Source organism: Mesorhizobium sp. M00.F.Ca.ET.216.01.1.1 (genome assembly GCF_004010325.2).
Taxonomy (GTDB): domain Bacteria; phylum Pseudomonadota; class Alphaproteobacteria; order Rhizobiales; family Rhizobiaceae; genus Mesorhizobium.
In genome coordinates, this window is the sequence record NZ_SADR02000031.1 from 21,936 (window position 1) to 34,579 (window position 12,644).

The 12,644-nt window shown below is 63.0% G+C and carries 10 protein-coding genes and 1 pseudogene; 9 read left to right on the forward strand and 2 right to left on the reverse strand.

All coding sequences use genetic code 11. The features are described 5' to 3' along the window. Positions 1-38: 38 nt before the first annotated feature. Together EN859_RS29890 and EN859_RS29895 are read left to right on the forward strand one after the other, a co-directional pair. Positions 39-2,477, forward strand: a complete 2,439-nt coding sequence (locus EN859_RS29890) for a heavy metal translocating P-type ATPase (RefSeq protein ID WP_127856254.1) — start codon at positions 39-41, stop codon at positions 2,475-2,477. After that, entirely contained in the window at positions 2,474-2,695 is a 222-nt protein-coding gene (locus EN859_RS29895) for a hypothetical protein (RefSeq protein WP_245525768.1), read from the forward strand. Before EN859_RS29890 ends, EN859_RS29895 begins: the two co-directional genes overlap by 4 nt. Positions 2,696-2,800: 105 nt before the next feature. Here the strand turns inward: EN859_RS29895 and EN859_RS29900 are convergent, their stop codons facing one another. Together EN859_RS29900 and EN859_RS29905 are read right to left on the reverse strand one after the other, a co-directional pair. Next, entirely contained in the window at positions 2,801-4,114 is a 1,314-nt protein-coding gene (locus tag EN859_RS29900) for a glucoamylase family protein (protein WP_189502328.1), read from the reverse strand. 75 nt (positions 4,115-4,189) lie between these two features. Further along, entirely contained in the window at positions 4,190-4,834 is a 645-nt protein-coding gene (locus EN859_RS29905) for a CBS domain-containing protein (RefSeq protein WP_127856252.1), read from the reverse strand. A 135-nt stretch (positions 4,835-4,969) separates the two neighbouring features. Between EN859_RS29905 and EN859_RS29910 the strand changes: the two are divergent. From EN859_RS29910 to EN859_RS29940, 7 genes and pseudogenes are all read left to right on the forward strand, one after another. Continuing rightward, positions 4,970-5,194: pseudogene (locus tag EN859_RS29910) on the forward strand (hypothetical protein); the annotation flags it as partial. Next, positions 5,194-5,472, forward strand: a complete 279-nt coding sequence (locus EN859_RS29915; RefSeq protein ID WP_189502326.1) for a hypothetical protein — start codon at positions 5,194-5,196, stop codon at positions 5,470-5,472. The pseudogene EN859_RS29910 and the gene EN859_RS29915, both read left to right, overlap by 1 nt. Before the next feature lie 667 nt (positions 5,473-6,139). After that, the gene (locus EN859_RS29920) at positions 6,140-7,111 is read left to right on the forward strand and encodes an HlyD family efflux transporter periplasmic adaptor subunit (RefSeq protein ID WP_245525769.1); all 972 of its coding nucleotides are present in this window, start codon (positions 6,140-6,142) and stop codon (positions 7,109-7,111) included. Continuing rightward, positions 7,095-9,830 carry a ribosome-associated ATPase/putative transporter RbbA gene (rbbA, locus tag EN859_RS29925; protein ID WP_127856251.1) on the forward strand — a complete coding sequence of 912 codons (2,736 nt, stop codon included), beginning with the start codon at positions 7,095-7,097 and terminating at the stop codon, positions 9,828-9,830. The genes EN859_RS29920 and rbbA overlap by 17 nt, the downstream gene beginning before the upstream one ends. Before the next feature lie 14 nt (positions 9,831-9,844). After that, positions 9,845-10,972, forward strand: coding sequence for an ABC transporter permease (locus EN859_RS29930; RefSeq protein WP_127856283.1), 1,128 nt, complete (start codon positions 9,845-9,847; stop codon positions 10,970-10,972). Between the two features lie 85 nt (positions 10,973-11,057). Beyond that, complete coding sequence (locus tag EN859_RS29935) at positions 11,058-11,705, forward strand: DUF6064 family protein (protein ID WP_127856250.1); 648 nt, start codon at positions 11,058-11,060, stop codon at positions 11,703-11,705. A 243-nt stretch (positions 11,706-11,948) separates the two neighbouring features. Next, positions 11,949-12,596 carry a helix-turn-helix domain-containing protein gene (locus EN859_RS29940; RefSeq protein WP_127856249.1) on the forward strand — a complete coding sequence of 216 codons (648 nt, stop codon included), beginning with the start codon at positions 11,949-11,951 and terminating at the stop codon, positions 12,594-12,596. Positions 12,597-12,644 lie beyond the last annotated feature (48 nt).

Consider the following 12,644-nt stretch of genomic DNA (forward strand, 5'->3'; position numbering starts at 1 on the left):
CAGGCGGTGCGATTGCTGCCGCGGCACGGAGAACCTCGATGAAGAAGATCAATCTTGAGGTGCGCGACCTTGTCGGCATGATGGATTTCGCGGCGGTCGAAAAACGTCTCGCAGCTCTGCCGGGCGTTGCCAGTGTCGCCATGAACGCGGGATCGACCACCGCAACCGTCGAATTCGATGAAGCGCAGACGAACCCGGAAACCCTTGCCCGCGAAATCGAGGCCTGCGGCTTCCATTGCCGCGGCGAAACCGTGCCGCGGCATCTGTGCATTCCCGACAGCACGACGCTACCGCCAGGGCATCTGCGCGCGGTCTCCAGGCACGGGCATGATCACGCCGAGCGCGGTCATGGGGGGCACGCCGCCGTGATCGAGCCGGCTCCCGCGGGCGAGCGGACGGCTGCAGCCAAGGCGCCGCACGACGCCATAACTCATGAGATGGGACACGGCGCCGGCATGGACATGCAGGGCATGGTCAAGGACATGCGCAACCGTTTCCTCATCAGCCTAGTCTTCGCACTGCCGATTTTCGCCATGGAGCCGATGGGTCTGGGCGAGCCTTGGTTGCGCCCGCCTTTCGGACTGAGCGAAGACGTCGCGATGTTTTTCCTCGCCAGCGCCGCGATCCTTTATCCGGTCTGGCCGTTCCTGGTCGCCGCCTGGCGGGCCCTGCGCAACGGCGTCCTCAACATGGCCGTGCTGGTAGTGCTTAGCGTCGGCACCGGCTACCTGTTCAGCGTCGGCGCGACCTTCTTCTTCGAGGGGCAGCAGTTCTATGAGGCCGCGAGCGTGCTGCTCGTGTTCATCCTGCTCGGTCACTGGCTTGAGATGCGCGCCCGCGCCGGAGCCTCGGCCGCGATCAGGGCCCTGCTCGACCTCGCCCCGCCCATGGCCACCGTCTTGCGCGATGGCAAGGAGGTCGAGGTTGCGACCGCGGACGTCGTGCTCGGCGATGTCGTGGTCCTGCGCCCCGGCAACAAGCTTCCCGTCGACGGCGAGGTGATTGAGGGCACGTCAACGATCGATGAATCGATGCTGACCGGCGAGTCGATGCCGGTTACCAAGAAGGTCGGCGACAAGGTCATCGGGGCGACCATCAACAAGAGCGGCACGCTGCGTTATCGCTCGACCAAGGTGGGCGCCGACACGGCCCTGGCCCAGATCGTCAAGCTGGTCCAGGAAGCCCAGAATTCGAAGGCGCCGGCGCAACTGCTCGCCGATCGTGCCTCGCAATGGCTGGTGCTCGCCGCGATCGTCATCGGGCTTGCGACCTTCGCCGTCTGGTTCTGGTGGTTCGGTCAGCCCCTGCTGTTCGCGATGACCCTGACCATTACTGTCTTCGTCATCGCTTGTCCCGATGCGCTTGGCCTCGCCACCCCGATGGCCGTGATGGTCGGCACCGGCCTTGGCGCCGCAAACGGGATCCTGTTCAAGAATGCCGCCGCTCTCGAGGAGGCGACCAAGCTCGACGTGATCGTGTTCGACAAGACCGGCACGCTCACGATGGGCCAGCCCAAGGTCGTCGAAATCGTCCCTGCTGCCGGCGTTTCACCCGACGACGTCCTGCAAGTCGCGGCTGCCGTGGATCAGGGCTCGGATCACCCGCTCGCCGTCGCCATCGTCGAGCGGGCCAAAGACCTGAAGCTCCCCAAGCTCTCGGACTTCCTCAATATCGAAGGCAAGGGTGCCAGCGCCGCCATCGGCGGCAGTCCGGTTTTCCTCGGCAACCGGCGCCTCATGGACGAGCAGAAGATCGATCTTCTGGCGCTCGGCGAGAAGGCCGAGACGCTCAAGGGCGAAGGCCGCACCGTCATCCATGTCGCACGGTCCGGCAAGTTGCTCGGGCTGATCGCGATCGCCGACACGCCGCGCCCGACGGCCATCGCAACGATTGCCAAATTGCACGACCAGGGCGTTCGCGTGGCGATGCTCACGGGTGACAACGCCGGCACCGCCAAGCGCATCGCGGACGTGCTCGGAATCGACATCGTCCTCGCCGAAGTGCTTCCGGGGCAGAAGGCCGAAAAGATCAGGGAGCTGCAAGGACCGGGCCTGAAGGTCGGCATGGTCGGCGATGGCGTCAACGACGCGCCGGCCCTGACGCAGGCCGATGTCGGGTTCGCGATCGGTGCAGGCACCGATGTCGCCATTGAAAGCGCCGACATCGTGCTGATGAAGAGCGATCCCTACGACGTGGTCGGTGCGATGACACTCTCGCGCGCCACGCTGCGCAAGATGCACCAGAACCTGTGGTGGGCGGTCGGATACAATCTCATCGCCTTCCCGGTCGCGGCGGGCGTTTTCCACCCGTTCCTGCTGAGCCCCGAGATTGCGGCGCTGGCAATGTCGGGCAGTTCGGCTCTCGTCGCCATCAATGCCCTGCTGCTCAAGCGCACCAGGCTCGAAGGCATTCGACCTGCCGCTGCATCGATGACCGAAGGCGTCGCTCATCAGCACCCGAGCGGCGCGCAGGCGTGAGCGTGTCGATGCACGCTCGCCTGCCCACGTCGCGGTTGGCCCTGAGCGCCCTCCTCGCCTCGGCCTTTGTCGTTGCGCTTGGCTACGGAATCGTCTTGCCGGTCCTGCCGATGATGGTCGAGCGGCTTGCCGGTTCCACCGACCCGGCATTCAATGCACGGCAGATTGGCTTTTTGACGCTGCCGCTGCCATGGGGGTCACCGCGGTCGCAAGCCTGAAGCTGCCGCAACGGCCGTCGCTGGAGAGGGCCGAGCCTTTTGTTCCTGCTCCCTAGTGAGCAGACTTCTTCAACTGCCGAATACACTCTGCTTCGGGCAAGCGGATCAAGCAGCCGGCGTCGGTTCCTGATCGAACTCTCTCAACCAGCCGCCTTCAAATCCCGCCCGCTGCAAGCCGCTGCGGATATACCGGCACGAGCGCATCAAGCGCCACAAAAGGTCGCTGCGGTCGTTCTCGATCATCAGCACGACGGGGCCTTCGTTGAGGCCGAAGTGCCAAGGCGAAACCCACCATCCAAAGGCGTTGCCGGAGGCCCCCGGATGCGTCGGATTAAAGGCCGCCTTGAAGCCATAGGCATTGGCGGCCTTGAGCTTGGCCTGATGAATGCAGAAGCTGATCGCTGGCCGGACGATTTCGGGTGCAAACGGCAAAGAGGCGGCGACGGACCACGGCGCGAGCGTGCCATCGTCGGGACCATAGGGCACACCGCGCCCGACGTAGCCCTCGAACCGGCGCTCGATGCCGTTCAACTTGAGCGTGGAAGGGCCAGGACCCTCGCTTGCGGTAATGCCCCAACAGTGTTCGCCATAACCCTCGAATCCACGCGGATTGTCGACAGCGTAACGTTGATGGACGTAGGTAGCGCGTCGGCTGTTCTCGAAATAGTCGCTTCCCTTGCTGCGCATAAAGTCATCCTGCAGGCCGCGAAAATCGATCCACACATGCGAGAGCTGGTGGATGAACAGCGGCCCCGCATAGAGGTAGTCGTAGCCGTAGCAGAGCTCCCATCGAAACGTCGCGGTCCACGCCGTGTAGCTGCTCTTGGGCAAGGGGTGGGTCGGTGAACCGAGTCCCAGGACGTAGAGCAAGAGCGCTTCGTCATAGCCTTCCCAGCGATATTTCAGGAATCCATGCTCCGGTGTCCAACCATGGGTGACGGTTTCTCCCCCGTCCTGCGCCCAGCGCCAGTCGGCTCGGTGATAGAGCACCTCTGCCAAGCTGCGAATCTCGGTTTCCGCTTCGGTATCGGCATCGAAATACTGTCCTGCAGCCAGCACGCCCGCCAGCAGGAACGTACTGTCGATCGTGGACAGCTCGCATTGCCAGGCACGCCGGCCAGTTTGCATGTCCAGGAAGTGATAGTAGAAGCCATGATATCCCGTAGCGTCCGGCTCCGGGCCTTGCGGACTGTTCCAGAAGAAGCGCAGCGTTGCCAAGGTGCGTTCCGCAGCCGCGCTTCGCGTCATGAATCCGCGCTCGACGCCCACCGGATAGCTCGCCAGCGCAAGGCCGGTGGCCGCGATGCTTGCCGGCCAATTCGCCTCGGTCTTGTCCAGAATAAGACCGTTGGCGGGGTTCGCTTCATGAACGAAGTAGTCAAATGTTTCCCGCTGCAATGTCGCTAGATCGTCTTGCATCGCGGAGGTGTTCACCAGATGGTTGGTTTCCGAAGGGTGTGCCCCCATCGCTGTATGCTCCCCCAGATCCGTTGTTCACGGATGCGCCAGGTACAGGTGGTCGTACACACCTTTAACGCCCCTGACGCCCTCGGCAACCACGCGGACGGCATCCCGTTCACTCTGCGATCTGACTGCTCCCGAAAAATGCACCAGACCATCGGTGACCGTAAGGCTTAACGCGTCTCCTTTCACACCTGCGTCCTCTCGCAGCCGGGTGAGAATGCTGCGCCGGATCGCATCGTCGCCTGCCGCCGTGTCGTCGTCGAATTTCGTCGCAACGATGATGCGCAAAAGGTCGGTACGGCTGACGACGCCAACCAGACGCGGCCCCCTCATCACCGGTATGCGCTTGATGCCATGCTCCTGCATCAGCGCAGCAATTCGCGCTATCGGGGTTTCCTCGTCTGCCACGACGACATCCGAAGTCATCAGATCCGCCACTTTCCAGCTGTGGCCCTTCACATAGCCGCGCGCGCCACCTGTCGGAAACGCTGAGGCACCGAGTTCCGACCTGCGCAAGAAATCACCTTCGCTCACAATTCCAGCCAGCCGGCCGTTGTCATCGACGACAGGCATGCCGCTGATGCGATGATCCAGCATGATCTTCGCGGCGTGTCTTACGCTGTGGTCAGGCGACACGGTAACAACCTTTGCAGTCATTACATCTTTTGCTTTCATCTGCCTCATCCTTGGCTCATTGAACAGGCGCCCGAGCACCGATTGACGACATCGTAGCTTGGCCGCCTCCGACCTCCTTGAGGCAAATCAATACCGGCTCAGAATTAGCCGATCCGGCCGACTTGAACGGTCATTCTGGCTTTGCAGCGTGTCTCGCTTGCGAATTTCCGAAAACTGGTTGCCCCGCTGATTACCACCATGGCCAGCATTTACACCGGGCTGGCCGCCGACATCGCATTTGGCATCGTCTACACCAGCGCCCGTATCTCGCTTTCCGAATGTGCGCGGGAGTTGGCCAGCTTGCGCGTCCTCGGCTCCACCCGGGGCGAAGTACTGCGCATCCTCCTGCTCGAACTCGCATGACCATCGACTTCGCTGACCCTCCCGCGAAATGGTCGGCTCTGGGATATGATTATCGGGTGATCGTGCATGTCACGATTTGGCAAGCCGAAGACGTCCTGACCATGCCGGTCGGCGCCCTGTTCCGACAAGGGGACGACTGGACGGTGTTCGCGCTCAAGGATGGCCGCGCACGCGCGACCATCATAAGGATCGGTCAGCGAAACAACCGACAGCGGAAGTTCTGTCGGGCCTTGCCGCAGGCGATAGCGTGGTGCTGCACCCGAGCGACAGGGTAAAGGACGGTGTGGTCGTTGCGGGGCGCGATGTTCGACAAGCCGAAAACGATCCCGACGGCCAGCAGCTTCAGCCCGTTTTTCGCAACCAGTTTAGACTAATACTTCCGCCGAGCGCCGGAACGAAGGCCGTGAGGGATAATCTTCTTTTGCGATTTCTGAACACCCCCGCACGCGCCAGAGGTGTCCGCCGGCTAGTGGGCTGTAGTTCGTCGTTTTGCGAATAACCTCCAGGACCGCGTCGAGTGCCTCGCGATTGGCATGGGTATCACACAGTATCGCGATGGGCATTCTGTTTCATCGTGGCGCTACACCGCGTCCCGCGTCAGCGGTCATGCGAATGAGCTAGTGGTGTCGCAACACTCTGCTAGGTCGCCCACTGCGCGTAGCCAGTCGCAGCCGCCGCGATCCCTTTGACGCAGATCAACGCTCGTTCGCGGCATTCGGGCAAGGGTGGAAACGAGGCAGGGACCGCGTGTTTCCTTCTTGGCAGATCAGGAATTGACAAATGTCCAATACCGAGGCCGTTGACGCCGGCGGCACCGAAATGATGCTCCCCTCGAACGCCCCTTCGGCGGGCCGAATGCTCGTGCCAGGCCCACCTGAGCGCCATCTTCCGGAGCTCGTTCCTGCCTCCGCCGTGAGATCGCGCGCTCGGCTTTGGCTCGGGTTGGCGCTGGTTGTGGTTGCCGGCGTGGCCGCGACAGCGGGATATTGGTGGCAGCATGCCGAGCCTCGACTACCCGTCGGGATCGCGTTTGGCAACGGAAGGGTCGAAGCCGACGAGATCGACATCGCGACCAAGTTCAGCGGCCGCATCGCCGCGCTCCTCGTTGACGAGGGTGATACCGTTCGCGCAGGCCAGGTGGTCGCGAGGATGGACACGCAGGACCTTGAGATGTCGCTCCACAAAGTCGAGGCGCAAGTGCTCGGGGCCAGCCGGATGCTCGACGAAGCGCAGGCCGATGTCCAGCAGCAGAAGGCGCAGGCGAAGCTCGCCGAGCAGCAGCTCACCCGCACGATCGTCCTCGTCGACAGGGGTTACGCAACGGCCGAGGTCCTCGACCAACGCCACCAGCAGATGAGCGCCGCCAGTGCCGCACTCGCAGCAGCCAATGCGCGCGTCGGGCAGGCCGAACAGATGCTGGCGGCCGCCAATCACGATGCCGACCTCTATCGGATCAACATCGCCGACAATTCGCTCGTCGCCCCGCGCGACGGCCGTGTCCAGTATCGCCTTGCCAATATCGGCGAGGTCGTCGGCGCCGGTGGCAAGGTCCTGACCATTCTCGACACCGGCTATGTCTATATGGACATCTTCCTGCCCACGGCGGAGGCCGGTCGCACGACCGTGGGCAGCGACGCGCGCATCGTGCTCGACGCCGCGCCCAAAGCGCCAATCCCGGCCAAGGTGGTCTTCGTCTCCGGAGAGGCGCAGTTCACGCCCAAGGCGGTGGAGACCAAGGCAGAACGCGACAAGTTAATGTTCCGCGTCCGCGTGCGCGTCGACCCGGACCATCTCAGCACTCATGCGGCGGAGATGAGCTCGGGTCTGCCCGGGCTCGCCTATGTTCGGCTCAACGGTGACGTCGAGTGGCCGGCCTCTCTTGCGCTGGGGCGGACGGATGAGCCATCCCGCTAGTCCGGTCATAGCCGTCGACGGGCTCTCGCACCGCTACGGTCGCACGCTCGCGCTCGACAGCGTGACGCTCACGGTCCCGGCTGGTGCGCTCGTCGGACTGATCGGCCCGGACGGCGTCGGCAAGTCGACGCTGCTCGGCTTGGTCGCCGGGGCCAAGCGCATCCAGACGGGCCATGTTGCGGTTCTCGGCGGTGACCAGGCCGACGGACGCCATCGATCGGCTGTGTGCCCGCGCATCGCCTACATGCCGCAGGGGCTCGGCAAGAACCTCTATCCCGATCTAAGCGTCAAGGAGAACATCGACTTCTTCGGGCGCCTGTTCGGCGAGCCGGCGCGCGAGCGCGCCTGGCGCATCGATGCGCTGCTCGAGGCGACCGGCCTTGCTTCCTTCTCTAACCGCCCTGCCAAGAACCTTTCTGGTGGCATGCGGCAGAAGCTCGGCCTGTGCTGCGCACTGGTCCACGACCCCGACCTCCTCATTCTCGACGAGCCGACTACGGGCGTCGACCCACTGTCGCGCCGGCAATTCTGGGAGCTGATCGAGCGCATGCGCGCGGGGCGGCCCGGCATGAGCGTGGTGGTGGCCACCGCCTACATGGAGGAGGCCGAGCGCTTCGATGACCTCATCGCCATGAATGCCGGCCGCATCCTCGCAACTGGCACGCCGGCCGAGCTCAAGCGGCTGACCGGGCAGGAAAGGCTGGAGGAAGGCTTCATCGCGCTGTTGCCGGAGGCTGTTCGCGCCGGGCGCCGCACTCTCTTCGTCCCGCCGCGCCCGCCGGGCGAGCACGAGATGGCCATCGTCGCCAGCGGCCTCACCCGACGCTTCGGCGAATTCGTGGCGGTGGACCGTGCGAGCTTCGCCATCGAGCGCGGCGAGATCTTCGGCTTTCTCGGTTCGAACGGCTGCGGCAAGACAACGACGATGAAGATGTTGACTGGTCTGCTGCCGGCCTCCGAAGGAACGGCAAGGCTGTTCGGGCAACCGATCGACGGCACCGATGTGCGCCTGCGGCGGCGCGTCGGCTACATGTCTCAATCGTTCTCGCTTTATACCGAGCTGACCGTGCGGCAGAATCTCGACCTGCACGCACGCCTCTTCCATATCGCCGCCGATAGGGCAAAATCGCGCATCGCCGGGCTTGTCGAGCGGTTCGGCTTCGGCCCTTATATGGACCAGCGGGCGGCGCAGCTGCCGCTTGGCATCCGCCAACGACTCTCGCTTGCCGTCGCCGTGGTGCATGAGCCGGAGCTCCTCATCCTCGACGAGCCGACCTCAGGGGTCGATCCGCTTGCCCGTGACAGCTTCTGGGAGCTCCTCGTCGAGCTTTCGCGGCAGCAAGACATCACCATCTTCGTCTCGACCCACTTCATGAACGAGGCGGCGCGCTGCGACCGCGTCGCGCTGATGCATGGCGGCAGGGTGCTCGCCACCGGCACGCCCAATGAACTGGTCCAAGCCAGTGGCGCAGCCGATCTCGAGGAAGCATTTGTTGACTATCTCCAGGCCGCAAGCAGCGAGAATGCCAGCTCTGTCAGGCGCCTGCCTGAAGCCGGGACTACCGCGATCCCCTCACCCCGGCCTACGCGGTCGCGCGCCGGCTTCAGCCTGGAACGGCTTCTAGCCTATTCGCGGCGCGAAGCGCTGGAGCTTTGGCGCGATCCGGTGCGGCTCGGCTTCGCCATCCTTGGCACGGCATTCCTTATGGTGGTCTTCGGGCTCGGCATCAACACTGACGTCAACCGTTTGACCTTTGCTGCTCTCGATCGAGACAACACGCCGGAGAGTCGGGCCTATCTGCAGGAGTTCCGCGGATCGCCCTATTTTGCCGAACGCAAAGTGCTGACCAGCTACGAGGAACTCGACGAGGAGCTGCGCAGCGGCACTTTCGCGCTGGCCATTGAGGTCCCGCCAGGCTTCGGCCGCGATATCCGCCGTGGCGCGACGCCCGAGATCGGTGCCTGGGTCGACGGCGCCATGCCCTTCCATGCCGAGACGGCCCGCGGATATCTAGCTGGCGTGCATCAGCAGTATCTCGCAGATCGTGCGGCGGCGGTCGGCAGCCGGCCGGCGCCGCCGGCCGTCGAGACCCGGTTCCTCTACAACCAGGACTTCAAGAGCGTCTTTGCCATGGTGCCCGGGACCATCGCGATGCTGCTCGCATTCATGCCGGCCATGTTGATGGCGGTCGGTGTCGTCAGGGAGAAGGAGCTGGGCTCGATCACCAATCTCTACGTCACTCCCGTGACGCGACTCGAATTTCTCCTGGGCAAGCAACTCCCCTATGTTATCCTCTCCCTGGTTAGCTTTATCATCCTCTTCGCCATGGCCGTTTTTCTGTTCGGCGTGGCACTGAAGGGCAGCTTCTGGGTGCTCCTTCTCGGTGCGCTTCTCTACGTGACGGCGATGACCGGCTACGGTCTGGTGATCTCGACATTCACGCGAACCCAGATCGCCGCGCTCTTCGTTGCGGGAATCACCACCTCACTGCCCGCGGTGCAGTTCTCCGGCATGTTGACGCCCGTCTCCTCTCTGGTGGGTTTCCCGGCCTTCATGGCCCACACTTTCCCGGCGATGTATTTCATGCGCATCTCGGTCGGCACTTTCACCAAGGCACTCGGCTTCCAGGAGCTCGCCGGGAGCCTGCTGGCCCTTACGGCCTTCATCCCTCTCCTCACCTTGGCCAGCCTGGCTTTTCTCCGCCGGCAGGAGCAATGAGGAGCAATGACATGATGCAGCATCTGGCGAACATCTTCTGGCTCGGTACCAAGGAGTTGCGGAGCTTCTCGCGCGATTTCGTACTCTTCGGCTTCGTCGTCTATTCTTTCACGTTGGCGGTCTATGCGCAGGCCGAGAGCCCGGCGCAGGAGGTCCACAACTCTGCCGTCGCTATCGTCGACGAGGACCATTCGGCCCTGTCGCACGCGATTGCCGCGGCTCTGCTGCCGCCCTATTTCAGTCGCCCGACTGAGATCGCGGCCGGTCAGGTTGATCGGCTGATGGACACGGCCCGCAGCACGTTCGTCCTCGATATCCCGCCGCATTTCGAGCGCGACATCAAGGCGGGGCGCCAGCCGGCCATCCAGGCCAATATCGACGCCACCGCCATGATGCAGGCCGGCATCGGCGCCGGCTATCTGCAGCAGATCGTCGCTCTCGAAATCGCTCGCTTTGCCACGCGTGCCGAACCGTCGCGGGCCGAGCCAGTGAATCTCGCCGTCCGCGTCGCCTTCAATCCCAACCTCACCACGCAACTCTTCAACGCGGTCATGGCCATCATCGGCAACGTCAACATGCTGGCCATCATACTTGCGGGCGCAGCCATCATCCGCGAGCGAGAGCACGGCACCATGGACCATCTGCTGATCATGCCGCTTACGCCTTTCGAGATTGCAGCTGCCAAGGTGTGGGCAAATGGCCTGGTGATCACCGTCGCGGTCGGCCTGTCACTGTGGCTGGTGATAGAGACACTGCTTGGAATTCGGATCGTCGGCTCCGTTCCGCTCTTCATGGCGGGCGTTGTGCTTTATTTGTTCTTCGCCACCGCCATCGGCATCTTCCTGGGCACGGTCGCCCGCTCGATGCCTCAGCTTGGGCTCCTCTTCATCCTGATCGCCCTGCCGATGAACATCCTCTCCGGTGGCAACACGCCGCTCGACAGCATGCCGACGTTCCTACGAGGGGTAATGCAATTGTCACCCTCGACTCATTTCGTGAGCTTCGCTCAGGCGATACTTTATCGCGGTGCTGGCATTGAAGTGGTGTGGCCGCAATTCGCCATGGTCGGTCTGGTCGGTGGTGTATTCTTCGTCCTGTCCGTCACGCGTTTCCGCAAGATCAGTGCCACGGCCGCGATGTGAGGTCAGCGCAAGCGCGATTTCGTGCCTGCCGGCAGAAGGCGTCGACGCGCGCGACCGCGGTTAAGATGGACCAGAGGCTTGCCCGATGCTGCCCTTCACCCGTGATCAGTTTCTCGCCAATCTGGTTTCATACAATGAAGCCATCTGGCCGGTGCAACTGGCGGCATTTGCCATTGGCGTCCTCGCCGTGGCCCTGTTGTTTTGGCCACCGCGAATGGCGGATCGCCTGATCGCCAGCATCCTGGCGGTCATGTGGCTGTGGACGGGCGTTGCGTATCACTGGCTCCATTTCACCGAGATCAACAAGGCCGCGCTCATCTTTGGGGCCTCCTTCGTTGTGCAGGGAGCCATGCTGGCCTATGTCGGCGTCGTCAGGGGTCAACTGCGTTTTGGCTCGGGTTCTGGACCTGCCGCAAGCGTGGGAATTGCCTTTGTCGCCTATGCGGCCGTCCTTTACCCACTTCTAGGCATCTGGACGGGTCACGCATACCCCGAAATGCCCGTGTTCGGTGTCACGCCCTGTCCGGTGACGATTTTCACCTTCGGATTCTTCCTCCTTGCAAAGCCGCCCATGTCGCGGTGGCTGCTCGCGATCCCTTTCATCTGGTCGTTGATCGGAGGAAGCGCAGCGTTCCTCCTCGGCGTGCCGCAAGACTGGCTGCTTCTCGTCAGCGGTGTCGTTGCCGTCTTCTTGGTCGTTGCCTACCACAGGGAAGCCGATTGGAAGGCCTGAAATCCTCAGAAGCCGATGTCTTGTCTTACATTCCCTCCTGCTACTCCGGACTGACTGCACTTAACTTAACGACGCTGCCATAAAGCTGATCACGCCGATCGAGGGCCACCAACGCTTGCCATTTTGAACGGCTCCCAGTGATGTCCGCGATTGGCTCTAGGTAGTTTCCCGTAGGGACATAACCGAATTTCGCGACCCACGGATTCGCGCGATTGCTGTGTCACGGAAACCGGGGAAACAGCCATGTACGCCTACACGACCTCCAGCATTTCAGCACCGTCGCAGTCCGCCCAGCCGAGCCTGCCTGCGGCATTCGACGTCGCACCACTGCAACCGGTCAGCTTCTTTCCCGCCGGTGCGGAAATCTACGCCCAGGGCGAAAAGGCTGGAACCTTCTACCAGGTCGAGTTCGGCGCCGTCCGCATCTATCGTCTGCTTGCCGACGGGCGCCGGCAGATAAGTGCCTTCCATCTGGCCGGGGAAACATTCGGCTTCGAAGCAGGCACGACGCATCATTTCTTCGCCGAGGCGATCAACGCCACCGCCATCCGCACCTTCCGCTTCGCCGCCGGAGCCGACATGTCCGATCGGCTGCTGCCCCTTGCTCTCAAAGGGCTGACAAGAGCTCAGGAACACCTATTGGTTCTTGGCCGCCAGAACGCCATCGAACGCATTGCTGCTTTCCTGGTCGACATGGCGGAGCGGCAGGGCGGATTGCGGCAGGTGGAACTTCCAATGTCGCGCATGGACATCGGCGACTATCTCGGCCTCACCATCGAGACCGTATCGCGGGTCTTCACCCGGCTTAAGGACAAGGGCGTCATCCGCCTGCCAAGCCTGCGCAGCATCGAAATCGTCAAGCATGACGCGCTTCATGCGATGAGCGAGTGAATAAGCAAGGCACGATTTCTAGCCGATCGCTGGCCTTTGGCGAGGGCC

Coding starts and splice junctions, on each gene's coding strand:
- EN859_RS29890 (WP_127856254.1), top strand. CDS start 39: ATGAAGAAGATCAATCTTGAGGTGCGCGACCTTGTCGGCATGATGGAT.
- EN859_RS29900 (WP_189502328.1), bottom strand. CDS start 4,114: ATGCAAGACGATCTAGCGACATTGCAGCGGGAAACATTTGACTACTTC.
- EN859_RS29905 (WP_127856252.1), bottom strand. CDS start 4,834: ATGAAAGCAAAAGATGTAATGACTGCAAAGGTTGTTACCGTGTCGCCT.
- EN859_RS29915 (WP_189502326.1), top strand. CDS start 5,194: ATGACCATCGACTTCGCTGACCCTCCCGCGAAATGGTCGGCTCTGGGA.
- rbbA (WP_127856251.1), top strand. CDS start 7,095: ATGAGCCATCCCGCTAGTCCGGTCATAGCCGTCGACGGGCTCTCGCAC.
- EN859_RS29930 (WP_127856283.1), top strand. CDS start 9,845: ATGCAGCATCTGGCGAACATCTTCTGGCTCGGTACCAAGGAGTTGCGG.
- EN859_RS29935 (WP_127856250.1), top strand. CDS start 11,058: ATGCTGCCCTTCACCCGTGATCAGTTTCTCGCCAATCTGGTTTCATAC.
- EN859_RS29940 (WP_127856249.1), top strand. CDS start 11,949: ATGTACGCCTACACGACCTCCAGCATTTCAGCACCGTCGCAGTCCGCC.